At 46.5% G+C, this 23,574-nt stretch carries 27 protein-coding genes and 1 tRNA gene; 17 read left to right on the forward strand and 11 right to left on the reverse strand.

The features are described 5' to 3' along the window. Positions 1–30 precede the first annotated feature (30 nt). The 7 genes from LPQ35_RS09810 (at position 31) to LPQ35_RS09840 (ending at position 7,401) form a co-directional block, all read left to right on the forward strand. Entirely contained in the window at positions 31–174 is a 144-nt protein-coding gene (locus tag LPQ35_RS09810; protein WP_193807363.1) for a hypothetical protein, read from the forward strand. Then, positions 174–2,534: a phage tail tape measure protein gene (locus LPQ35_RS09815; protein WP_193807362.1), complete on the forward strand. Its 2,361-nt coding sequence runs from the start codon at positions 174–176 to the stop codon at positions 2,532–2,534. Before LPQ35_RS09810 ends, LPQ35_RS09815 begins: the two co-directional genes overlap by 1 nt. Further along, the gene (locus LPQ35_RS09820; protein ID WP_193807360.1) at positions 2,531–4,696 is read left to right on the forward strand and encodes a DUF2341 domain-containing protein; all 2,166 of its coding nucleotides are present in this window, start codon (positions 2,531–2,533) and stop codon (positions 4,694–4,696) included. The genes LPQ35_RS09815 and LPQ35_RS09820 overlap by 4 nt, the downstream gene beginning before the upstream one ends. Positions 4,697–4,699: 3 nt before the next feature. After that, complete coding sequence (locus tag LPQ35_RS09825) at positions 4,700–5,149, forward strand: phage tail protein (RefSeq protein ID WP_193807358.1); 450 nt, start codon at positions 4,700–4,702, stop codon at positions 5,147–5,149. Positions 5,150–5,158: 9 nt separating this feature from the next. Further along, the gene (locus tag LPQ35_RS09830) at positions 5,159–6,496 is read left to right on the forward strand and encodes a hypothetical protein (protein ID WP_193807356.1); all 1,338 of its coding nucleotides are present in this window, start codon (positions 5,159–5,161) and stop codon (positions 6,494–6,496) included. Further along, positions 6,496–6,687: a hypothetical protein gene (locus LPQ35_RS09835; protein ID WP_193807354.1), complete on the forward strand. Its 192-nt coding sequence runs from the start codon at positions 6,496–6,498 to the stop codon at positions 6,685–6,687. Before LPQ35_RS09830 ends, LPQ35_RS09835 begins: the two co-directional genes overlap by 1 nt. Before the next feature lie 78 nt (positions 6,688–6,765). After that, the gene (locus LPQ35_RS09840) at positions 6,766–7,401 is read left to right on the forward strand and encodes an NYN domain-containing protein (protein ID WP_193807352.1); all 636 of its coding nucleotides are present in this window, start codon (positions 6,766–6,768) and stop codon (positions 7,399–7,401) included. Positions 7,402–7,420: 19 nt separating this feature from the next. Here LPQ35_RS09840 and LPQ35_RS09845 read toward each other — a convergent pair whose 3' ends face one another. From LPQ35_RS09845 to LPQ35_RS09855, 3 genes are all read right to left on the reverse strand, one after another. Next, a complete protein-coding gene (locus LPQ35_RS09845; RefSeq protein WP_346297637.1) occupies positions 7,421–8,212 on the reverse strand; it encodes a tyrosine-type recombinase/integrase in 792 nt (263 codons plus the stop codon). A 34-nt stretch (positions 8,213–8,246) separates the two neighbouring features. Next, positions 8,247–8,330 (reverse strand) — tRNA-Leu (locus LPQ35_RS09850). 211 nt (positions 8,331–8,541) lie between these two features. Beyond that, the gene (locus tag LPQ35_RS09855) at positions 8,542–9,198 is read right to left on the reverse strand and encodes a hypothetical protein (RefSeq protein WP_193807351.1); all 657 of its coding nucleotides are present in this window, start codon (positions 9,196–9,198) and stop codon (positions 8,542–8,544) included. Between the two features lie 141 nt (positions 9,199–9,339). Here LPQ35_RS09855 and LPQ35_RS09860 point away from each other — a divergent pair, with 141 nt between their 5' ends. After that, entirely contained in the window at positions 9,340–10,773 is a 1,434-nt protein-coding gene (locus LPQ35_RS09860) for a PAS domain S-box protein (RefSeq protein ID WP_193807350.1), read from the forward strand. Positions 10,774–10,805: 32 nt separating this feature from the next. Here LPQ35_RS09860 and LPQ35_RS09865 read toward each other — a convergent pair whose 3' ends face one another. From LPQ35_RS09865 to LPQ35_RS09895, 7 genes are all read right to left on the reverse strand, one after another. Further along, positions 10,806–11,165, reverse strand: a complete 360-nt coding sequence (locus tag LPQ35_RS09865) for a response regulator (RefSeq protein WP_193807349.1) — start codon at positions 11,163–11,165, stop codon at positions 10,806–10,808. A 127-nt stretch (positions 11,166–11,292) separates the two neighbouring features. Next, entirely contained in the window at positions 11,293–12,261 is a 969-nt protein-coding gene (locus LPQ35_RS09870) for an NAD(P)/FAD-dependent oxidoreductase (protein WP_193807348.1), read from the reverse strand. A 61-nt stretch (positions 12,262–12,322) separates the two neighbouring features. Then, entirely contained in the window at positions 12,323–12,868 is a 546-nt protein-coding gene (locus LPQ35_RS09875; protein WP_193807347.1) for a hypothetical protein, read from the reverse strand. Then, positions 12,865–14,181, reverse strand: coding sequence for a DUF58 domain-containing protein (locus LPQ35_RS09880; protein WP_193807346.1), 1,317 nt, complete (start codon positions 14,179–14,181; stop codon positions 12,865–12,867). The genes LPQ35_RS09875 and LPQ35_RS09880 overlap by 4 nt, the downstream gene beginning before the upstream one ends. After that, complete coding sequence (locus LPQ35_RS09885) at positions 14,178–15,107, reverse strand: AAA family ATPase (RefSeq protein ID WP_193807344.1); 930 nt, start codon at positions 15,105–15,107, stop codon at positions 14,178–14,180. Before LPQ35_RS09885 ends, LPQ35_RS09880 begins: the two co-directional genes overlap by 4 nt. Next, entirely contained in the window at positions 15,064–16,089 is a 1,026-nt protein-coding gene (locus tag LPQ35_RS09890; protein ID WP_193807322.1) for a DUF4350 domain-containing protein, read from the reverse strand. Before LPQ35_RS09890 ends, LPQ35_RS09885 begins: the two co-directional genes overlap by 44 nt. Then, positions 16,086–17,888, reverse strand: coding sequence for a DUF4129 domain-containing protein (locus LPQ35_RS09895; protein WP_193807321.1), 1,803 nt, complete (start codon positions 17,886–17,888; stop codon positions 16,086–16,088). Before LPQ35_RS09895 ends, LPQ35_RS09890 begins: the two co-directional genes overlap by 4 nt. 57 nt (positions 17,889–17,945) lie before the next feature. Here LPQ35_RS09895 and LPQ35_RS09900 point away from each other — a divergent pair, with 57 nt between their 5' ends. From LPQ35_RS09900 to LPQ35_RS09920, 5 genes are read left to right on the forward strand one after another with little or no spacing between them, the layout of a single operon-like run. Continuing rightward, positions 17,946–18,695, forward strand: coding sequence for a hypothetical protein (locus tag LPQ35_RS09900; RefSeq protein ID WP_193807320.1), 750 nt, complete (start codon positions 17,946–17,948; stop codon positions 18,693–18,695). Beyond that, a complete protein-coding gene (locus LPQ35_RS09905) occupies positions 18,686–18,925 on the forward strand; it encodes a hypothetical protein (RefSeq protein ID WP_193807319.1) in 240 nt (79 codons plus the stop codon). Before LPQ35_RS09900 ends, LPQ35_RS09905 begins: the two co-directional genes overlap by 10 nt. Before the next feature lie 21 nt (positions 18,926–18,946). Further along, positions 18,947–19,933 carry a DUF1616 domain-containing protein gene (locus LPQ35_RS09910; RefSeq protein ID WP_193807318.1) on the forward strand — a complete coding sequence of 329 codons (987 nt, stop codon included), beginning with the start codon at positions 18,947–18,949 and terminating at the stop codon, positions 19,931–19,933. 58 nt (positions 19,934–19,991) lie between these two features. After that, entirely contained in the window at positions 19,992–20,459 is a 468-nt protein-coding gene (locus LPQ35_RS09915; protein WP_193807316.1) for a hypothetical protein, read from the forward strand. Next, positions 20,446–20,679: a hypothetical protein gene (locus LPQ35_RS09920; RefSeq protein WP_193807313.1), complete on the forward strand. Its 234-nt coding sequence runs from the start codon at positions 20,446–20,448 to the stop codon at positions 20,677–20,679. Before LPQ35_RS09915 ends, LPQ35_RS09920 begins: the two co-directional genes overlap by 14 nt. 60 nt (positions 20,680–20,739) lie before the next feature. Here LPQ35_RS09920 and LPQ35_RS09925 read toward each other — a convergent pair whose 3' ends face one another. Further along, positions 20,740–20,910 (reverse strand): hypothetical protein, encoded by a 171-nt coding sequence (locus tag LPQ35_RS09925; RefSeq protein ID WP_193807311.1) that lies wholly within the window; start codon positions 20,908–20,910, stop codon positions 20,740–20,742. Positions 20,911–21,015: 105 nt separating this feature from the next. Between LPQ35_RS09925 and LPQ35_RS09930 the strand changes: the two genes are divergently transcribed. From LPQ35_RS09930 to LPQ35_RS09945, 4 genes are all read left to right on the forward strand, one after another. Beyond that, positions 21,016–21,327, forward strand: a complete 312-nt coding sequence (locus LPQ35_RS09930) for an RNA-binding domain-containing protein (protein WP_203218964.1) — start codon at positions 21,016–21,018, stop codon at positions 21,325–21,327. Then, on the forward strand, positions 21,291–22,301 hold the full coding sequence (locus LPQ35_RS09935) for an ATP-binding protein (protein ID WP_203218963.1): 1,011 nt from the start codon (positions 21,291–21,293) through the stop codon (positions 22,299–22,301). The genes LPQ35_RS09930 and LPQ35_RS09935 overlap by 37 nt, the downstream gene beginning before the upstream one ends. 293 nt (positions 22,302–22,594) lie before the next feature. Continuing rightward, positions 22,595–22,807 (forward strand): antitoxin AF2212-like protein, encoded by a 213-nt coding sequence (locus LPQ35_RS09940; protein ID WP_193807309.1) that lies wholly within the window; start codon positions 22,595–22,597, stop codon positions 22,805–22,807. After that, positions 22,804–23,208, forward strand: coding sequence for a PIN domain-containing protein (locus LPQ35_RS09945; protein ID WP_193807307.1), 405 nt, complete (start codon positions 22,804–22,806; stop codon positions 23,206–23,208). Before LPQ35_RS09940 ends, LPQ35_RS09945 begins: the two co-directional genes overlap by 4 nt. The last annotated feature ends 366 nt before the right edge of the window (positions 23,209–23,574 follow it).

Consider the following 23,574-nt stretch of genomic DNA (forward strand, 5'->3'; position numbering starts at 1 on the left):
CTTATAGTAGTCTGCTTATCAGAGCTCAAAATGGATCTTGAAACAGTACTTTCAATGAAGATCCCACAGTTCTTGACATTGATGGCAGCATATAGTGAGGTACAAGAAGATATACAGAGAGAAGTTGAAAAAGAACGGAGGAAGAGAGAGTTCTTTAGCAGGATGGGGGTATAATGGAGAAAATTGAGATTGTTATCCAAGCAATAGACAAAGCAACCAAACCGCTTAAAGAAATTCAAAACCGAATTGGTAGTTTAGGTCAAACTATTGGCTCAGCAGGTGCGGCATTTACAAGGGCAGGCATGATGATGTCTGCTGCGGTGCTCCCAATAGTTGGAGCATTCGGTTTGGCTATTAGAACAGGAGTTGAGTTTGAGCAACAAATGAAAAATGTCCAATCTGTTGCTCAAGCATCTCAAGAAGATTTCATCAAACTTTCAGAATTTGCACGAAAAATGGGAGAACAAACAATTTTCTCGGCTTCGGAAGCAGCCCAAGCAATGTATTACCTTGCTTCAGCAGGTTATGATGCTTCCAGAATTATGGAAAGCTTGGAAGGTATACTAGATCTTGCAGCAGCAACTCAAACAGATCTGGCTTTCGCAACTGAAACAGTTCTTTCAGTCTTAAATTCATTTGGCATGGAAGCTAAAGAAGCAACAAAAATCTCTGACAAGTTTGCTGCAACGATTTCAGGATCACAAGCAACCATGGAAAAATTGGCATATTCGATGAGATATGTTGCTCCTCTTTTTAAGAGCTTAGGATATACTATAGATGAATTACTCGTAGCTCTTGGAGGACTTTATAATGCAGGTTATAGAGGAGAGCAAGCTGGAACAATCTTGAGAGGCGCTTTATCGAGGCTTATTGACCCTACTAAAGAAGTTTTAGAGACAATCAGTAGGTTGGGTTTGGAGATATATGAGCTTACTCCAGCAGCATTGGAAATAAAAAGACAGTTCGACAAACAGAGTGAAGCTCTGAGAGAGCTTAGAGAAGAATATGAAAAGACAATAAACGCAATGTCTGAGATGAACGATGAAATGAGCAAACTTGCCGACAAGGAAGCAAGACTGAGACTTGAGATAAAGAAAATAAGATATAAAGCAGCCAAAGAGGGAAGAGAATTAACAGAAGATGAGAAAAAGCAGATTAAAGAGCTTGAACTTGCAATAGATGAGTTAAGCATCAGGCAAGATGAGTTGAGACTAAAATATAAAGAACTATCAAGAACTAAAGAGGAACAGATTGCCCAGATTAAATCTTTAGAATCTGCAGTCGAAGCTCTTGCTGAGAAATTTGCGAAGAGCCCTAAGAAACTCAAGCAATTCAAAATATTGATGGAAGAATTCAGGAAAACATCAATGACAGCAGCAGATGCTGTAAAGATCTTTGGACAAGAAGCAGGACCAGGAATGATGGCTTTGATTAGCCAATATGGGACTGAGGCTCTTGATATGCTTGAAGAGAAAATCAAGAATGCAAGTGGTGCTGCTAAAGAAATGGCTGAAATTCAGCTAAAATCAACAGCTGGAGCTTTGAAGGAGCTAAAATCAAAAATAGAAGACATTCAAATTACAATTTTTGAAGAACTCAAAGACGAGATAGATGCACTCATCAATACGATTAAAGAAAATATGCCTGCTATTAAAGAATTTACTAAAGAATTTACAGAAAATATGGTGCCTGCTGCAAAAACATTCGGAGAAATACTCTTAGATTTAATGAAAACGTTCAACAAGTTACCGGCTCCAGTAAAAGAGTCAGTAGCTAGGTTTTCTGCTTTAGCTGTCGTTTTCATGGCTGTTGGCGGACCGATGTTGATGGTTTTAGGAGGAGCTATGCAAGTAGTAGGAGCTATGATCTCAATTGGCTCAGCAATAAGTGGCTTGATTGGTGGGGGTGGAATACTAGCCACTCTTGTTGCTTTATTAGGGCCAGTGGGAGTTGCATTACTAGCTCTTGCGGCTGCAGCAGCTGTACTCTATGCTGCTTGGGTAAATAATTGGTTTGGAATCAGAGACAAGACTAAAGAACTGGTAGAAAAACTCTCTAAATCCATATCCGGCTTCTGGAAGTGGTTTGTGAATGCATGGAGTGGAGGATGGAAACGGATTAAAGAGGGCAGCATCAACACCTTAGCAACTCTTGGCAAAATATTCGGTAATGCACTAAGTTTGATCTATAATAATATCGTGGCAAAGTTTGTTGAAGGCTTCATCAATGCGATTAATACTGTTATTGGTAGTGTTAACAAGTTTATAGCTTTTATGAGTACTGTCCCTTATATTGGCGAAAAACTCAAGGACGTATCAATCCCAACCCTTAAGATCCCAAACATCAGGATAGACCTCGGACCGGCGATAGAGGCAAGGATTCTCGGACTCAAGGGGACCGAGATAAACAACAGCGTTACAGTGAATGTGAACGTTCAGACGGATGCAGATCCGGATGTTATTGCTGATAGAGTCGGCAGAGTTGTTCTGAGAAAACTTGCAGATGCATACACTGTCAGGAGGGGGATGATTTGAGCTACACGATAACTGTTGATGGGCAGGTGATCGCAGACCCTTCAAACGACATCCTCATTTATCCTTCGGAACTCAGCAGGAAGTTTGCAGAGGACTCAGACACTCTCAGACTGCTGCTCCGGGACGATGGGGTTTCTAATTCGATTAATGTTGGGAAGAGGATTACTGCTGAATTCAAAATGCCATTAACACAATTAGAATTTGACAACAATGGAGGGGGTGTCTGGTCAAGATATATCAATATTCCATTTTCTTCAGCAGCTTCCAAATACGCACAATACAAAATAGTAATTAGTTCGAACAATCTTACAATTTATTCAGCTGACGGTGCTCAAAAAATACAATGGGGTGGTATCACTGACTTCTGGGAAAAAGTAAAGTCGGATGGTAGCGATATAAGACTTTTTAATCAAACACACAGGACGAGTAAGAATTACAGCGATTATCAACTTTATTTCTGGCTTGAAAAATTCGATTACATAAACCGAACTGCAGTGATATGGGTAAGAATAGATGCAAACACATCAGAGTTAAATATAGCGTATGGAAATGCATTCGCTACAATAAGTGGATACCATGATGGCGAACGAGTATTCGACTTCTTTGACGATTTTGAAACAGATTTAAGCAAATGGTCAATTGCTGCTACATCAAGTACCTCAGTAGTGCGAATAACCAGCAATAAATATTATACTGGTTCAAAATCTGTAGAAGTTTATCAAACAGTTGACGATGGAGACACAGCACTAAAGCACTATATAGGAACGTATAGAACAGGCGTCTTAGAATGGATGTTCTATGACGATATCGACATAACAGGTACTCATGCAGTAGGTGAAGATTCGGTTTTTGTAGGGATAACTACCTCTGGCAACAATTATTTTTGGAGGGTGGGCAGTAAATGGTATGATACGGGAGTACCTCGCTCGACTGGGTGGCATTCGATCAAATTGATTTTTACAGGGACAGAAACAAAAGTGTATATAGACGATACATATATTGCATCAACGACAAATGTAGGGATGCTAAATGCGATAAGCATCCTGAGTGTATGGTCTGTCAGTGGTCCCGGACTATACCAGGATTGTGTTCGCCTGTACAATCTTGAAGATCCTATAACTTTCGGCATTCCTAAAGTAATAAAAATTGCGATTGAGCGCAAGTTCTCAGGCGTGGTCATCTCCAAGAAAAACACCTATGTCGATAACAAACCAGCTCTCGAAATCAGCTGTGCTGACATCTCCTCAATCTTCGCAAGGCGTTTTGTTGCTGAAAGCTATGCCAATCAGACGATAGAGGCAATTGTCAGTGATTTAATCACAAAATACGCATCCGACATAGTCAACGCAACTTACATCGCCACGACAGGTGTAACCCTCACCATAGACTTCCGCTACAAATCCCTCAAGGACTGTCTGAACCGCCTCGCAGAGCTTTCGGGCTGCATGTGGTTCGTTGATGAGAACAACAACCTCTACTTCGACTACGCAAACAACCTGAAAACCTCAACATCCAAAACAATAGATTCAGTTGAGGAATACGACATTCAGGAGAGTGCAGACATAATAAACAGAGTTTACATCTACGGGGGGCTTGACAGCAACAATGTCAGGGTTGCAGTCCAGATGGAGGATCCGAACTCAATCGCAACTTATGGTGCCTTCGAGAAAGTCATCTTCGACTACGAGATTACATCTCAGGATCAGGCTAAGCTCATCGGCTCGGCCATCCTCACCGAGAACGCACAGCCAGTAACCAGCGTCGAAGCTTCGTTCAGGGATCAGGATGTCGACGTCGGAGAGATCGTAACTCTGAACATCACGAAGGAGAACTTCAGCAGACAGCTCCTCATAAAGCAGCTCGATGAAACCATATATCACAACAGAATTATTCAGAGAGCTGTTTTCGAATCCTTCAGGAAGGATGCAGTCACCATTCTTGAATCCATGGACGAGAGGGTTGCGAAGCTTGAACAGCAGCAGGTTGACCTCGCAGACACTTTCGTCAAGCTCACGATTCTTTCAGAAGATCTTGGGCTGAAAGAGGCCATGAAGATGTACTACCGTGATTACTCTTCCTCATTCGTCCTCGGTCAGGCGAAGCTCGGTAAAAACAAGCTCGGGGAGGGTGCTAATTACTGGGTTTTGACAAGGGAGGTATGATCAATGCAGATTGCAAATAAGTTGGGATTGAAGGGAATTGCTGAGATATATGTGAGAGAGGCGGGGGGAGAATGGAAGCTGATAAGGAGAGTCCCAAACATCCTGACTGACGACTTCCTCTCAAAGATCATGGACACCCAGACACCTTCAGCATACGGATATTTTGCAGTTGGAGATGGCTCCGGAACTCCAAGCGGGAGTGATACGGCTCTCTTCAACGAAACATTCAGAAAAGCTGTCTCAAGCACGATAAAAGAGACCCAGAGTGACTTTTACTATAAGTGGGAGTGCTACATAACCACGACAGAGTACACAGGTAACATCAGCGAGTTCGGGCTTTTTGATGCTGCATCAGCTGGAAACATGATGAATCACATCGCATTCGCTTCTTTTTATAAGTCTAACACAATGGAGGTCCGTATAGATTACTACCTGTATTTAACGAGGCTGTGAGGTGGTAGAATGGGATTTAATGTTCAGGATGGAGAAATTCTGTATTCCCTGCATCTGAAAAACATAGTGCAGGGTATCAACTGGAAGGGAGTCGTTTCTGGCTGCCAGGTTACTCCGTATTCCGGCATGACACTCGATGTGAGTGCCGGCAGCGTTCTTTACGGTACGACCGAATACAGCGTGAGCGCAACCCAGGTAACCCTCTCAGCAGCTCCGACAGCTCCGAATGAGAGAATCGATGTGATTGTATGGGACTACAACAATGGCAGCCCTATTATAACAGTCCTTGAAGGAACTCCTTCAGACCCATCAGTCTCTCCACCACAGGCTCCTGCAATAAGCGACACTCAGGTTGCTCTCGCTCAGGTTAGAGTGCAGGGAGGGGCAACTGCGATAGTGGCTGAGGATATAACAGACCTCAGAATTGGAATTGATAATCTGAGGAACTGGCTGAGCAGCGTTAATGATGATCTGTTCTCCATCAAAGCTCAGCTAATTGATCTTGTGTTCATACATGATACTGAATATTTTTTGAATAAAGAGAGACTTGATTTTGCAGAAGTGTGGTTCTTTGATGGATCTGAAACATTTGACGTCCTCAATAATGTAACTGTAGACTCCGCAAACAAGCAACTTCACAACAAGAATGTCATCGGTGATTTTGAAACGGGCTGGGATGGATGGACAGCATCAGGCAGTGCAGCAAGAATATCAAGCGGTTCATATTTTGGGTGGGCATCAAGTGGCACTTATTCTGCTGGAATTAATAAGTATATCTATGCATCAAGTGACAGCGGATCCATCGTCCAAAATTTCGATTTGACAGATGTTGATTATATTTATTTTGATTATAACATCAAAGCTGATGACGGATATCTTTATTTCAAAATTGATGGCACAACCTTAGTCACCAAATCTTCTATTAATTATGCTGAATCAACTGGTAATGTATTTGTAGATGTTACCTCTTACACTGGTACCCATGAGCTTCGATTTGATTTTACAGTATCAGGTGGTTGGGGTGGGAGTGGTCAATGGGTAAGATCTTTAGTTGATAACATTGCATTAATCAGAACAAGCTACCTTCAGCACAATCTAACTCAGAACGCTGTAAACAATGTGTTGATAATAATACCAGACACAGATGCAAGCAAACTTGGGAATACTATAAGAGTTTATGTTACAGATGGAGTGAATACAACAGAAATCACACAGAACAAAACTGCAGTTGCTGTAAACCTATCAAAAATGGATGTTAAAATTGAATTTGATAAAACAAACATCAGAAACGCAAATCAGTGGTTTGAATCTCTGGACAACTTTGCAATTCTCTGGGAGGAGATATAATGAGAATTGAAAATAAGGAGAAGCTTGAAAAGAAGAAAAAACTGAAAATCAGGGAAGAAGCAAAGAGAAAACTCATTACAAACAAGCAGCTGAGCTTGGAGGAGAGGGTAAGACTTCTCGAAATTGCGGTGTTTGGCAAGACAATTGATGAGCTTCTGATTGAGGAGAAATACAAAAGAGAGAGGACATGACCTAAAACCAGATGCCCTTCCGATTCAAAACACATTTTGACATTAAAATTTTTATGAATCAATTACTCAGTAGAATTCATGACGATTACTTTCGGTTCATCAGCATATTCCCATTTAAGGAGGGTAATGATTTTCATAGATGGAGGGTATTTTAAGAGAGTCGTTGACAGACACTTTGGCGATGGAAAAAGCAAGGATCCGGAGGTAATGTCCAGAACTTTGAACCATCTGATCTCAGATATATTGCGCAACAGTAGTTTTGCCCCAAACTCCAAGCCTGAGTTGATCAGGTCATACTATTATGACGCAAAGTTCTCTCCTGAGGATGATGAGTTCAAAGACCAGAACAATTATTTTGAAGAAATTCGAGGATATATAAATTATCCATTCGAAATGAAATTCGGAAGACTTATCAGGGCTGGAAAAGATAGGCGAGAGAAGAGACAGAAGGGTGTTGATGTATTGTTATCTGTGGATATGGTCACCAAAGCGTTTCTCGATCATTATGATGTAGCGGTTCTGGTTGCAGGAGATCAGGATTTTCTCGATGCAATAAGGGTGGTTAAAGACTTCTCTGGAAAGAAAGTTGCTGGTTATTTCGTTCCAGCGAATAATGCACCTCCGAACACCTCTGAAGAGTTGATAAAGAGCCTTGATTTCAAGTTCCCGAGACTTCCAACACCGCTTTTTGATGACTTGAAGCTTGAAGATTGATCGATAAATATTCCCACTCTTAACAGTCCAAAATCCTAAAATCTTTCCAATATTTGTCGTAAATTTTTTTCAGCTCTTCTTCGTCCTGGAAGTCGTAGTGTGATAAATCAACATCTCCAGCTGTTGAGTGTCCCATCAGAATCTTCTTCACTGCAGTTGGCATCCCCAGCCTGTCGCTCTGCTGGCTGAAGAACTTCCTCATGTGCTTCATTCTCAAACTCGTGTTTAATTTCCCGAAGTGGTACAGTAGAGACTTCTTGGAGAAGAGAGGCTTGTCAGGTTTAACTACGGATAGATATTCCTGCAGAACTTCTTGGGCCTCTCTGGAGAAAAAAGTTACCCTGTCTTCATAGTCCTTGGCAAATTCTGCCCTGACATATATAGTTCTGTTTTCAGCATCAATATCCTTCCACATGAGATTGTACAGCTCCTCAGCCCTTATTCCGGACGTGGCAGATAAAAGCGTGGCAGACTTCACTTTCAAGGCATACCTCTCTCTAAGCTTACTGTCCGCCTCGGTGAGTATCTGTCTTATGTCTTTGGGCTTGATCACATGCTTTCTTCGCTTAGGTATCCTCGGAAGCTTGATATCGTCAGCTAAGGAGTGATTTATGAATTTCAGGAATTTCCTAATGCGGATAAGCTTGTTTCTGACACTCTTCGGGCTGTAACTGTTTTTTAATCTATTTATATAAATAATTATGTCATCATCGTTTAAATCGTAAGAACAGGCCTCTAAAAAGCTCAGAATATCGGATTTGTATGCTTTCAATTCCTGTGTGGAAATGTGCGACAGTTCCAGTCTCTTCACAAACTCATCAAACGGCTCAAATAACGAAAAGCTATGCGGGGGGCGGGATTTGAACCCGCGGACCCCTCCGGGACAGGGTCTTAAGCCCTGCGCCTTTTCCTGGCTCGGCAACCCCCGCAGCGGAAATGGCGACCAATTGCCGATCAATGGAGCTCCCGGCTGATTTGCAGTTTTCAGCTGTATTGGCTTGCGCGTGTGCGCTGAAGGTCAATAGCCTAGACCTGTGAAGTACTTATGAAGTTTGTGGTAATGCTGAGACTGGACAGTGTTGTTAGTAGCCTTATCTGGCAGAATTGAGGGACAGATTTTTGGAAAAATAATATGAAGCATCATTTTTCGTTCATAATCTTCATTTCCTCGCCAACCTTGAACGTAGAGGTTCCGGGCTTTATGCTCGGAACGACGCTCTGTATCACGTGAAGCTCGTATATTTCCTCACCGAACGTGAATATGTCCTCCTGCTTTTTGACGTGAAGCGCGACGTCGAACATTCCGGAAAACTGGGCTATGTCGGTCTTCGTGTATGCGTTGTATGACGTGAATGCGATTATTCTCAGCCCTTCCGGAGCTTCGTCAGTTAATTTGAGCATGAACCTCTTGGAGCTCTCGTTCGTTGCCACATCGAGAAGCCCTCTGCCAAGAACGATTAGCGTACCCTTCAGTTTCTTGATGTATTCCGTCAGATCGTCGAGCTGGTCATACCTGTATGTCAGGTGGGCATCGCTCATCCCCGTTGAGTTCAGGCAGATTATCCTCACCCTGTCTTCCTGCATGTTGAGGAAGTCCATGTTGAACTTCAAAGCCCTGAGCGTGGGATTCGAAATTGCAAGAATGGTGATCTGGTCGTCTGATTTTTCCATAACCTTCCCCAGAATTGCCTTTGCAGGGTATATGTTCTCATAAAATACGATGAAGTTGAGATTCGAGGACACGAGGAGTTCAACGAATTCTGATGACTGGCTCGGTATTATTTCATTCAGGCTCATAAAGGTATAACTGGTTTTAAGGCTATTTAAATTTAATTATCACGTACTGATTGTGGATGGCCGGAATTTTTCATTACATCGCCTGTCTTCACGGATTTTGAAAAACTATATATCTATCCCGGAGAATCCATTACATAGTTTATGAATCCTGAGGATCTGGAAAGGGTGGCGGAGGAGTGGATTGAAAAGATTGCCCCCGGGATCCCATCAGATTTGCAGAACATGGTTGGGTTCATAGCGAGAAGTATCGTTGAAGTGCTGTCCGGAAAGAGAACTGTGGATGACCTGGTAGGCGAGGTGGATGAGTCTCTTATCGAGGAATTGATAAGAAGGGGACAGGGTCCCGAGGACTTTCTGAAGAGAATTGAGCTTCTGGTTGAGATTGTTCGGAAGCATGACAGGGCACAGCAGCAGGAACTGCTTCCAGTAATATGTGAGCTCCAGATGAAGGCCCTCGAAAAGGTTCTGAGAGTCTACAGCAGGATAACGGCCGGGGAGGTTCTGGCGAGAAAGAGGGCTGAAAGAGCATACAGAGTTCTCAATGCGGTAAATGAGGTTATCATAAAGGCAGAGGGAGAGAAAAAAATGCTCGAGGACGTCTGCAGGGTCATCGTGGAGGTTGGAGGGTACAAGCATGCGTGGATCGGGTATGCCGAGAACGGCAGGGTGATCAGGCTTGCTGCGAAGTACGGCTACAGCCGTGAAGAGCCTGAAAAGCAGCGAAACAGCCTGACAGGTTCGGAGGACACAGAACCTTCTGCAGACTTGAGTGCGGATGATGACTGCAGTCCGTGTATAAAAATGGCCGAGAGGGAGGGCTTTGCATCATCGATCGCACTGCCTCTGAAGTATGACGGCGATATTTACGGCGTTCTGAACATTTACGCCCCTGAAAGCGATGTTTTTGACGATCAGGAGGTGGATCTGCTCACCAAACTGGCGGAGAACATATCGTATGCGATCTCCAAGATAAGGACCGAGGCGGAGAAGAAGAAAATTGACCAGCTTTACAGGTTGCTCGTTGACAACACCGGGACTGCAATTCTGCTGATCGAGGATGGCAGAGTGGTGTTCGCAAACAGAAGGGCGGAGGAGCTTTCCGGTTACTCTAAGGAGCAGCTGATCGGAAAACCGTTCATCGAACTCGTCTGCGAAAAGGACAGGGAGAAGGTCATGAGAATGCACAGGATGAGGCTTGAAAATCCGGATTCGGTCCCTCAGAGCTACAGGCTGAACTACGTTGACTCGGCAGGAAACATGCGGAGCGGTGTTGCCATCGTCGCCAAAGTGCCGGAAAGCAGCAAGTTCATCGTGTCTGTTATTGACATTACCGACCTCATGCTTGCGATAGGGCAGATAGAGGAAAACATCGAGAAATTCGCAATACTCGTCGACAAGATCAGAAATCCTCTTGCGGCAATACACGGCTACGTTGAGGAGTACGTGGAGGATGAAACCTTGAGGGAGAAAATTTTCGAACAGATTGCCAGGATTGTCAAACTCGTGAATCAGCTTGAAGACGGCTGGATGGAATCAGAGAACGTCAGGATGTTTCTCAGAAAATTTGAGAGGTAAAGCCCACACTGGGTTGCGGGATCGCAGTTTCGTTATTCAGGACTGTTGATGTACTTTTCTATCGTGCTCACCAGGGTGCTTTTTGAGAATGGCTTTTCAACGACCTCCAGGGCTCCAGCCTCGAGCAGATCACTTGCCCTCTGCTTTGCGTACGCAGTAACCCCTATGATCTTCGCATTCGGGTCCATTCTTTTGATCTCTCTCGTGGCTTCCACACCGTCCATCTCAGGCATGACCACATCCATGAGGACGATGTTCGGCTTGAACACCCTGTACTTTTCCACTGCCTCCTTGCCGTCTCTCGCCTCGAGTATTGCGTACCTGTCTCCCAGCATCGCTTTAATAACTTCAAGCACGGCATCGTCGTCTTCAACCACCAGTACAAGTTTCATCAAGACTTTTCACCCCTCTTGTTTGTGTGTTGTTAACCCGTTACATATATCTAACTTTTGGTGATGCTGCAAATATTGAATTTGGGTTTTTAGTGATGCTTTGGGTGTAAATTTTTGTGAGGTGATATCAGGGTTTCAGATTGGTTATGACCTTCAGGATATCCCTGAACGTCAGCTCTGCACTCCTCTCACTCTCAATTCTGATCACCTTTCTGGTCAGTCTCAGGGCAGAGACCATGTCTCCTCTCTGCACCGCCTCCAGAAAGCCGAACTCATCTTCAACCCACCTGAACTCCTCGAGAATTCTGGTTTCATACTTGTCAAGGCAGTCACTGGTCAGACAGTCGTAGAAGACCTTCGCAGAGTGCAGCGCGGGGGCGTTCCCCTCCCCGAAACCGCTTATGCACCCTATTGCCTCCCCGACACCGTAAACGTTTCCGTCCCTGAAGGGAAGGGATTTTGAAGGGGGATACATCCTGACGAAACCTCTGCACCCACAGGATTTCTCCCTCTCCTCGAACCCGTACTTTTCTCGGAGCTTTTTGACCATCTCCTCTGCCCTCTCGACACTCTTGTCTCCTGCCCCTATGTGCCATCTACCCTCTCCCAGAGGAAATGCCCATGCGTATCCTGTCCTCCTGGCGTAGGCGTAGATGTCCTCGTCTTTCTCGTGTTCCTCTATGTACTGAACTGTGTGGTACCTCATGTGGACGTCGTCCTCACCAACCTCGGGCAGGAATGCCCTTTTGCTCCCGGTGGCATCCACGACTATGTCCGGGTTTTCAATCTCTCTGAACTCCAGCTCTTTCCATAAATCCTGAAGGAGCCTCTTTCTGTCGAACATCACAATGTTTTTGACCCTGAACCTGATACCGTTGGCGTAGGCATATCTGGGCCTTGAGATTATGTAATCGTCAAGATCGAGCCCGATATCTCTGTAGAGGTTCTTGGCCTGCCTGTATGCTATACCCCACGCACATCTGCAGTCGGGAGAGTTTCTTTCATCCCTGATGCCGAGCTCATAATCCCCGTTATTCCTGAGGAGCATGTAAAGGTAGCTTCCAGCCATTCCGGCCCCGTAAATCTGTATCCTCATCTAATCACCCTGAATGCTGTATTCCTGGGTGGAAAGATGGTAATTAAAATTTTTCCTGTACTCATATTTTTTCAAAGTCTGCCCTCCTCCAGAAAAGCAGGACCGCAAATGCCGTGATGGATGTGACCACTGCCGCCTGCGTCGACGCTCCGCCCGGAACGTCCAGAAAGCTCCTGATGACAAAAAGACCGGCCGCAAGGATGAGGGCTCCTGCAGCCAGGATGGCGGCACCTCTCTTCGCCCTGTCTTCAGCAACCATGTTCATCAGGGCAAGCAGGGTGCTGAAAACGAAAATCTCCCTGAAGATAAGACCTGACAGCATGAATGCAGCGAGCAGGTATTCTGGAAAACTCCCGCTTCTGTCTTCATTCAGACCGTCTTCGAGCAGGAGGATTGTAGGTAAGAGCACGGACAGGACTGTGATCGGGTCGAGGTCGAACACATTTGTGACCCTGAATTCATAGCTGAGGGAGATGCAGTAAACTCCAAACGATATCAGGAACGGGTTTTTCCTGTATCTGGACAGCAGGTATATCGCCGGAGCGACAAACGGGGTCTTCACGCCCGCAATGATTCCTCCAACCAGTGCGGCTACCAGTCCTATCATCTCAGAGCACCCCGTATGACTTCTAACAGATCCGACGGGCCGAGGTCGATGGTCGGAACGATTCTGCCGAGCTTTCTCAGGAGTTTTTCCCTCTCAATATACCTCCTGTAGAGCCAGAGAATCGTGTCCCTGTTCAGCCTGGACTCGTCGTAGAACAGTACCGGATTTGGGGTGAGGAGCAGGATCCTGTTTCTGTCCCTGAGTTCCGACAGGATCCTCACAAGCTCGCCCGTGTTGGATGCAATGTCGGCAATGAATATCAGGAAGGCCGATGACGGAAGGCTGCTCACAGCCTCAACCAGTCCCGTGGAGAAACCACCTCTCCTCTTGAGCGCGGGCATGACTTTTCTGAGGAACCTTCTGCTGTCGTCCGAAACCCTGAGGTTGATCTCCGGCAGCTTGACCCCGAGAAGGTTTGAGCGTATCGAGCCTATTTTGAGCGACCTGATGAACCTCTCTATCTGTTCCGGGGATCTGGATGCATCCACCCTGAACCTGACCCCGTAGTCGTCGTAGACTATCAGTCCGACCCGGTAGTTTTTCATGAGGCTGTACGAAATCTGCAGCGTGAGGGTCGTTGCGTAGTCAATCCTGGATCTGCTCACCGCCTTTCTCATCTCCCTGCCAGCGTCGAGTATTATGTACACATCTCCCTCAAGCTCCCTGAGGAACTCTTTAACCACAAGCTCTCCGAGCCTTGCAGTTGCTTTCCACTCCACATGCTTTATGTCGTCTCCGCTCTGGAACTTTCTCAGAGAGTCGATCTCCATCGTCTGGAGGCCAAGAAGGACCTTCATGTACGTGGTGGCCAGCCGGAGGTTCTCCTCTTCTCTAACGTCCTCCTTTATTTTCTCAAGGGAAGGATAAACCTCGACCTCAACTTCGGAGTCCCCAGTTATGCTGCTGCAGTAGAGCCCCCGCATGTCGGATACCATTACCCGGGGGCCCCTGATCCTGTAAACTCCCCTCGCTGGGGTGATCGTAAACTCTACGACCTTTTCCTCTTTTCCGTTCAGCACGATCTCTGTTTTTTCAGCTTCAAAACCCGGTGGCAGGAACTCCTTCAGAACGGTAACCTTCAGCTTCCTGTCCGTGAAGTTTCTCAGTCTGACCATTGATCTGTGTTTCTTTCCCTCAACCAGCCTTGGACTGATCTCCCATCCAGCATCTATCCTCGGAGAGAACTCGGTTCGGATGTACGTGAGGTAAAGTAAGACTGAAAATCCGAGAAGGGCCGGAAACACGTTTTCAAGGAGATACGCCTGGACGAAAAGCAGGACTGCCAGGGTTGAGAGTATCTCCTCTCTTCTCATTTCGGAACCTCTATCTCTTCCAGAATGTCCGCCAGCACATTCTCGGGTTTCAGACCGTCCATCTCGTACTCCGCCTTCAGTTTTATTCTGTGGGCCAGGACTGGCCTGACGACTTTCTTCACGTCGTCCGGAATGACGTACTCCCTACCGTTCAGAAATGCGAATGCCTTGGATGCGAACAGCAGGTGCTCGGAGGCCCTGGGGCTTGCACCGAGGAGAAACCTCTCGTCAGTCCTGGTTTTCAGCGAGATCTCGTAGATGTAGTTCAGTATCTGTTCGCTTGCCCTGACCTTCTTCACCTCTTCAGAAAGTGCGAGGATTTCGCGGATGTCCACAATTCTTTCGACGTCATCGAACTCCCCGCTCTCCTTTCTTTTAAGCAGGAGCAGTTCCTCCTCCCTGTCGGGGTAACCTATCTGTATCCTCATCATGAATCTGTCCAGCTGCGCCTCGGGCAGACTGTATACGCCCTCATACTCCACTGGATTCATGGTGGCTATCACCAGAAACGGCTCCGGCAGGGGGTGGGTGTTCCCCTCAACAGTAACCTGTCTTTCCTGCATCGCCTCAAGCAGAGCTGACTGTGTTTTCGGGGTGGCACGGTTGATCTCGTCTGCCAGAACCACGTTGGCGAAAACCGGACCCTTTCTGAATCTGAATTCCGAGGTTTTCTGGTCGTACACCAGGCTGCCGGTGATATCTGCCGGCATCAGGTCCGGGGTGAGCTGGATTCTTGAGAACGACAGCCCTATGGCGCCTGCGAACGTCTTTGCTATCGTCGTTTTTGCAACTCCCGGGAGACCTTCAAGCAGAACATGGCCCCTTGATAGTAAAGCCATGGCGAGAAGCTCAATCACCTCTTCCTTTCCAACTACTGCCTTGTTAATCTCTCCTTTCAGCTTTTCCATAAACTCCTTCCCGTCCATACGTATCACCAAGCTTTGATCCCGTTTTTATCTCGTTAATCATCCTCTCGAGCAAATCCGCATCGACCCATTCCGGCAGATCATCGAGAATGTTCTCTTCTCTTCTGGGGAAAAGTCCCATCATGACGTTTATAATTCTGCTGATCACACCGCTTTCCACGACAACAGCAAGAGCAGCAACTGCCAGGAAGACCTGAAACGCCCGCGCCCTATCCAACTCTCTGTGAATGTAAACTGTTGTCAGGGAGTACGGGTTGAAGTCAGAGTGGTGGGCCTCATCGAAATAGAACGTCCCCGTCCCCAGGTACCTCACGAGATTCTCGATGAACTTCCTGTTTTCACCGAACATGTCGTTTGTCAGAATGTCCGGGTCGGAGAGCAGTATGATTCTTCCGTTCCCGTACTTAAGCTCGGTCATGATGGGGTAGGATTTGTGTGCTTTCCCCACCGCGCTTACCTTGCTTGTGAGGATCACTCCTTCACTCCCCGTTATCGCAGAGGGGATGTTCAGGGTGATTCTCTCAACGCCCTCTGCAAGTGAGGGGTCGTTTATTCTGACCACAACCGGAAATTCGCTCCTCTTGCTGTAAAACAGGTCTTTGAGGGGCTGCTTTGAAAATCTGGCCTTCACCCCGAGCATGCTGAGCAGGCCGTTTGCCGTGCCGAAGTCGTCCGCTATGAAGAGCGTCCCACCATTGTCGAGAAACGCCCTGACCTCGCTGGCCTCTAACGCCGAAAATTCAACGTCAGGACCGATGATCATCAGAACACCGTCGAGCTCGCCAAGCCTGACGGAGTTGTAGGGGTACATTAACGGTACAACCCTGCCGTTCTCGGCTACCAGCCTTGCGAACTCCGTGCATCCGTCCCACCTGGGGCTGAACATGCTGAACTCCGCGGAGGTCTTTATGATCGGGACAGCTACGGGCAGAATTAAAAGCGTCAGTCCTATGAACACCAGTAACGGATAGATTATCCTCATTCAAGTTCCTCCAGCAACCCTGTTACCAGCCTGAAGTACATCTCCCTTTCCCTTTCGTCCAGTTCGATTTCTCCGTAGACTGCCCTCTCGTGGAGGTCGGTGATTATCCTCAGCTTATCGGCAAATGGCTCGCCTTTCAGCGATTTGAGCAGCTCTCTGGGTGTCTGGCTCCTTCTGAGCCTGTACCTGTCCACCAGTCTGTTGAACAGCGCCCTGTATACATCCTCTATGCTGCCTGTAACCTCTTCAATTTTTCGCTCTTCCTGTTCTGCTGCCTTCACATGTTCGGCCTCATGCTGCTTCTCTGGCTCAGGCTTTTGCCCGGACCTTTTCCTGCGAGACATCGCGTAAAGGATCAGGAGGATGGCTGAGATGACTAATGCGAGCAGGAGATTAACGTGAGTTGCCACAACCCTTATCTCGACCGTGCTGGATGTGGCAGGCCTGTGCAGGGCATCTCCCGGATAATGCACGGATATCCTGTACACTCCCGGTTTTGTGAACATCAGCGTGAAGTTGAACTCGTTTGATGTGTTGAGTTTCAGGATTTTGCTGGAGTCGATTAACACCGTAACGGGAACAGCGTATTCAACGCCGGTGATTCTCCCGCTGAACCCCACGGTTTCGTTTGGTTTTATCTCTGTGCTGTTGGCCTCCAGGTATATCGTGACCGGGAGTCTGGAGAAGAAAATTGATGCGTTTGCGGAGGATGCTTCGTACGTTTCATTTCCTGCGTAGCTCGCAGAGATGTTCACGTATCCTTCGGAATCTCTTGTGACGTTGAGGCTGAAGAGGCCGTTTGAGGTCTCCACGACTCTCTCTGCACCATCTACGCTCACGGTAACGGTCGAATTTACTGGGCTGCCGTAGAAATCCGACAGAAAACCGGAAATCTCCACGTTCTCCCCGATTAATGCGGATGGTTTGCTGAGGAGAAGGATGTGTGTGGGAATTCTGCTCACGAGTACCTCAACCACGTTTGACCTGATGGTGGTGCCGTCCTTCAGGCCTTCCGCATAAATTTCGTGCCTGCCGAGCGTGTCGAAGCTGTAACGCATGGTCGTGCCGGTCAGGCTGAACCTCACACCGTCTATGAAGATTGCCGTCGGAGTCACGTTCACCGCATGAACCCGGATCTCGACCTCCTGGTGGAGGAACGGGGTGTAGTCGGAAACCGTTACCGTGATACCCTCGCCGATTGTCTTCCTTTCATATCTGTCCAGCAGGTAGCTGTACTGCCTGATGAGGCCCTTGACGTCTTTCAGCGTGTCTCTGATGCCTGAGACGTCAAAATGCAGCTCCGAAGACCCGTTCCAGAGGGATAGCTGTTCGATGTCGTTGAGAGACCCGTTAATCCTCTCGACAGAGAGCTCCATGCTGAGAAGGGCGCTCCTGGCCCTGACGTACGTTGCATAATCCCCACCTTTTGTCAGAGCTTTCATACTGTCCAGAAACTCTGCCTGGGAATCTGCCAGCTTCTCCAGCTCAGAGGAGAGCGTTATGAACGGCGGTATGACTGTCGAGACGTTGCTCCTCACACCCTTCAGGCTGTAGTACCTCGCTTCCATTGCAGTGAGCATCACTCTTTCATTGAGCGATGCTGAGATGTTTACCGCACTCGCATCCTCGTCCAGAAACTTCTCCAGGCATTTTTCAGCCTGTCCCAGGATGTCGGAAAAGTAATCGTAAATGGCATCATCACTCGGAACTGCATTGGAGTAGAGTTCGTGTCTGGTTTCCACGGCGATGACAGGGCTTATCAGCGAGATGATCAGGATGATCGGCAGAAACTTTCGCATTGTTAGTTCTGACCAAGCAAATGATATATAAAGTTTTGAATTTCATCAGAAAATCAGATGAAGGCCAAGTACCCTGCGGGTGTAGCTTTGATTGTCGCTGGAGTGGTGATCGCGTTCAAAGGGGCGATGGAGGCAAATCAGAGTCTGGTGAACGCGGGAATAGGGGGTGTTTTTCTCGGAGTGGTCGTTCTCTCGTTCTCCACCTCAGACCACATAAAGTACGATGCCTTCAGGACAGTCTTCAACCCCTACGTGGTTCTGACCAGAAACCTCACGAACTCGCTCGGGCTGGGGGGGAAATCGGTTTACATCCCACCTTACGACAACATGCCTGATGGGGGCGTTTTTGTCCCCCTGCACGATGACTTCGATCTGGACCTTGCGAGATTTGACGACAGAACGGTGTTTCTCACTGATTCGGGCAGGGAGAGGGAGATGGGGCTGCTTCTCGTCCCCCTCGGAAGGGATCTGGTGAGGATGTACGAGGAGTATTCGGGCATGGACCTTGCAGGTGCGGGTCTCGGTGCTGTGGAAAGTGTTTCTGCGGTTCTCAGATCTTTGGGCTTGGCAAAATCTGTGGATGTTGAGGAGGAGGGCGACGAGATCAGGGTTTACGTGGGTGGAGTGAAGGTCAGGGAATTCTGCTCTAGGGAGTGCGAGCGGATAGCCTGTCCGGTATGCAGCTCGATCATGCTTTCCATCTCCAAGGCCCTGAACGAGCTGATCGTGGTTGAGGAGATCGACTTCAACGACAGGTTTGTCGAGATATCTGCAAGGAAACTCGGAGGGGTTGATTCATGGATGTAGATGATGCAATAGTGCTCGTCATCGCTGTGTGGGTCTTCATAGTCACGGTTCTCGTCAAGACTGTGGACGTCTACGTTACACTGCTGCTGATAGGCCTTCTTGTTGTTGCCGAGGTTGGTGGTTATTTTATAAATCCGGATACAAAGAAGGGGTTGAATTCGGCAATCTACTTCCTGCTCTTCGTGTTTCTCATAATAGTGGTCAGGAAGGTCATGGAGGTCCTGTCCTGACCTAGAGCGAGAGGTGAAGTCATGGAGGCGAGAGGCTGGAGAAGTGTCTGGGACCTCATTGCGATAGCTGTTTTATCAGCACTCTTAATTCTGATAATCTATCTCTTTCCCGAGAGCATCCTCAGGAAGGTGATCGGGCTGGCGTTCATTCTGTTCTTTCCGGGCTATTCGTTCATAACGTTTCTGTTTCCCGAGAGGAAGGAGCTCGACACCATCGAAAGGGTCGCGCTGTCCTTCGGCCTGAGCATTGCCATAACCCCCCTCATAGGCCTTGCTCTGAACTACACTCCCTTCGGGATAAGGCTCACGCCGATTCTGCTGAGCCTCTCTGCATTCAACATCCTGTTTTCGTCTTTGGCAATATACCGCAGGTTCAGCGCGAGGGATCCGTTCATACCCAGAATGGATATGAGGGACCTGCTCGAATGGGACGAGATGAGCAGGCTTGACAAAGCCTTAACGGTCGTTTTGCTTATCGCGATTTTCGCATCCATTGCGACGCTCATCTATGTCATCACAACACCTAAACCGGGCGAGAAGTTCACCGAGTTCTACATTCTCGGTCCAGAGGGCAAGGCTGCCGACTATCCGACAAAGCTGTGGGTCGGGCAGAACGGGACGGTGATAATCGGCATAGTGAACCACGAGTACAGGACCGTCAACTACACCGTAGAGGTGTGGCTTGTCAATGCAACATTTCAGAACAACACCACAGTCATCCACCACATGTACTTCTTCGACAGGTTCAACGTTACGCTCAACCACACGCCCGTGAACATCGAGGGCAACTGGACACCCCAGTGGGAGATGAGGTACACGTTTTCGATTGACAAACCCGGCAGGTACAAGATGTGGTTCCTGCTTTTCAAAGGTGAGGTTCCCCCACTGCCATCAAAGGCTGAGAAGATGAAGGATTACGCTGGTACTGAAGCAGAGAGGAGGATTTTGGATGCTGTGGAGGGGAGAATTCAGAGTTTAAATCTGAATCTTGTTGTAAGAGAGATTTGAGGAAGTTTTTGAATATGCGGGTCTGCTTGATGTTCGTTAGGTTATAGTGAGTGGATACGTGGCAATACTGTTCGGTAGGTCAAGGGGAACTGGAGATGTAGACATTTTGATTGAACCGATCAGCTACGGCAGATTTTTTGAATTATATGGTAGGGCTGAGAAAAAGGATTTTTACTTTATGAATTCAACAAATCTAGATACTATTTACGAAATGCTAATCAAAGGGCTGGCTGTGCGAGTTGCAAAGAAAGATACAGTAATCCCAAACATTGAAATAAAGTTTGTAAAAAATGAGATAGATAGGTATTCTCTTGACAATCGGCTGAGGGTGGTTTTGGGGGATAATCATGTATTCATATCTCCAATAGAGCTTCAAATAGCGTATAAGCTCTACCTCGGCAGTGATAAAGATATAGATGATGCGGTTTATTTGTGGGAGATATTCAAAAATCACATAAATAAAAACAGACTTTACTACTTTATGAGGAAAATGGATGTGGAGGGTAGCAAGTATGGTATTGGATAGAAAAGAGAATCTCCTTCAGCGGCTGGAGTTCGTTCGTTTCTATGCAGGATGGGTCAAGTCCATGCCAAACGAAGTGTGGAGCAAGCAGCAGGCGATGCTGATCAACAGCATGATGGAGAACGCCAGAAACTTCATGCTATCTGGTGAGGAGTATCTGGAATCAAAGAAGAATCGTAAAAGGTTTTGGGTCAAGCTTGATGAAACAGAAGAGGTGGAATAGTATGGGTTTTCTTTGCTACTGTTCCGGTATGGAATGTATATTTTCCTGTCCTGTAGGATTTCACGAACTCCAGTCAGAATGAAGCGCATCATATCCACTTACTGAATTATTCACCTGGTGGATGTATAAATACATTCCTTGTGGAAAATTGCTGGCCACATCCCGGCTCTCGTTTACTGTAACCTGCCTTTCAGCTTCCAGGTTTTTAATTGCCTTTTTTGAGCTTTTCATCCTTCAGTTTCTGAAGCCACATCATTAAATAACATTAAACAAAAAAGCTTAACGATAAGTAAGTTACTGTAAACCTTTTAGACTTTACATTATTTAACACTAAGTATGGATCTGGGTTTTATCCTGAAACTTATAAGGGAAGGGGAGTCCGAAAAAATTGAATTCAAGAGAAGTGCCACAGGTGACATTAACAGAGAGATTTGCGCATTTGCAAATGCAGAAGGCGGATACATACTGATAGGAGTCGATGATGATGGCAATATTGTCGGATGTAACGTGAAAAATCCCTTGATGTTCTCACAAATTCTGTTCAGTCCATCATCCCCCCGCCCAAGATCAGGACACGCAGGTTTACACTTGGAGACAGGGATGTGCTTGTGGTGGAGGTCGAAAAATCCAGTACTCTATGTTCTGTAAGTGGTGTGGCATACATACGAATCGGAACCGGAATAAGACCGCTGTCAATTCAGGAAATCGTCACGCTGTCAGCCGAACTGGGAGCAATAAACTGGGACGAGATGCCAAGCCTGAGTGCTGACCACATCAACATGGATTACGTAAGGTGGTTCTTTGACACCATGGAAAAAGCGAGGGGGAAGAGAGTGCCGGAAGACATGTGGATGAAGTATCTGAGGAGCGTCAAGGCAATAAAAGGTGACAGATTGACAAACGCGGGCGTTCTCTTCTTTACAGACGCATCAGAGTTTTTGAGCCAGTGCAGATGCAGGGTCATATTCGTTGATGGAGAGCCGGAGAAAAGCAAGGAATACGAGGGGCCGGTATGGAAGATAATTGAAGAAGTCTTTACCGACATCACCAGGGAACTCAGAAGACCGGAAGTTGTGGTTGCGACGAGGAGAGTGAGGATTGAGGAGTATCCCGTGAGAGCTCTGAGGGAGGCAATAATCAACGCCTTCGCCCACAGAAACTACGCAATACCATCTGACGTGAGAATATTCGTTCACCCCGGCAGAATAGTCGTAAGGAATCCCGGAAATCTGATGCCCGGAGTTGACTTAAACGACCCAGAGCATGTTCCGAGGAATCCAGCGCTGTGCCAGCTACTGTACGATACGGGATTCATAGAGAAGTACGGTTACGGGATAGTGATGATTCGTGAGGAGTGTGAAAAGCACCCCATGGTAAGAGTGGAGTTCAAAGCCACGGCGAGTAAATTCGAGGTGGTATTCAGAAAGGAGGCTGGAGATATTCTGGATGAGCTGGACAGGAGCATTCTGAGAATTCTCAGCACGCCGAAGAGAAGTGGCGAGATAGCAGGTGAGCTCGGAGTTTCGAAGCCAACTGTTATAACGCGCTTAAAAAAGCTTGAGAGCCTGGGACTGGTCAGGAGAGAGGGGAGGGGACCGCAGGTGAGATACAGGATCGTTTGATGAGTCTCCCACCTTTGAGCGCATCTCCCAAGCCGGGTCTCGATTGCCTTTTTTAGCTCTTTTTCAGCTTGCCATAATTTCTGCTGACCAGTTACTTACTACGAGATCAACATAATGTTGTTAGGTTCTGTAAGGTGTTCATCCTGCCTGCCTCCAGATTGTTCTGTTTGTGCATAGAAGCTTGTGAAATTAGCATCAGAGAAAAATCTGGAGAGTCGAGATACTTGAAGGATTGAAGTTCAGTTAAAGTTTTAACATTACTTTTTTAACCTATTAGATACCAAATTAATTTCATGGGAATAAAAGCGAAGTACGAGAAGGGAGTTTTAAAACCTCTTGAAGAATTAAACCTGAAAGAAGGTGAAGAAGTAGAAATAGAAATCAGGAGAAAAAAGGCAGACATTCTGAAGTATGCAGGAATTCTAAAAGATTTAAGCAGAGAGGAAATTGGAATGTTCATGGAGGCTGCAAAGAGGAGGAGTCTTTTTAAAGAGGCAAGGTTATGAAGAGATCTCTCATAGATACGAGCATACTCATTGCATTTCTAAGGGGAGAGCAGAGTGTTGTTTCTAAAGTGGGAGGATACTTAGAAGAATTCGATAAGCTGAGTCTGAGCATAATAACCTACTATGAAATACTCAGAGGGCTGAAATATCTGGGAAACGAGAGGAAACTAAAGGAATTCGATGAGTTAATGGATGAAAGCGAGATAATTACGCTTGATAGAAAAATCATCCGGAAAGGATCTGAGATCTATGCGGAGCTAAAGAGAGAAGGGAAGATGATAGAGGATGCGGACATACTAATAGCGGCAACATGTCTTGTAAGGGGCTTTGTTTTGATAACGGATAACGAAAAACACTTCAGAAGAATAAAGGGGCTTGAAACTGAAAACTGGCTGGAATAGAAGAATAAAGCAGTTGCAATATCTATTATTTCCCCTTAAAAAGACATTAGGGCGTGTACAAGAAAAGAAATAGGAAGGTTTGTTGAAGTTTACTTAAGCTTGAAGTTAGAATCAAAATTAAGAGGGGGAGATCGGGAGTTTAACCGGTTACGATAGGATTTATGAAGAACCCGGAAATCTTGAGTTTTTGGATACGGATATTCTTAGGGTTGGAGAAGGAGTATTAAAGTTTTGAGAAAGGCTAAAGAGTTAAGATACCTGAAGGATTAGGGTTCTATTTCAGCTATGTTTGGATTAAATACGACAGTTTTATTAAATGTCTCCTGAACTGGATTAATCATGCATGGACTTATCCAGAGGCTCAGA

Source organism: Geoglobus acetivorans (genome assembly GCF_039641995.1).
In the GTDB taxonomy this organism is placed as follows: Archaea; Halobacteriota; Archaeoglobi; order Archaeoglobales; family Archaeoglobaceae; genus Geoglobus; species Geoglobus acetivorans.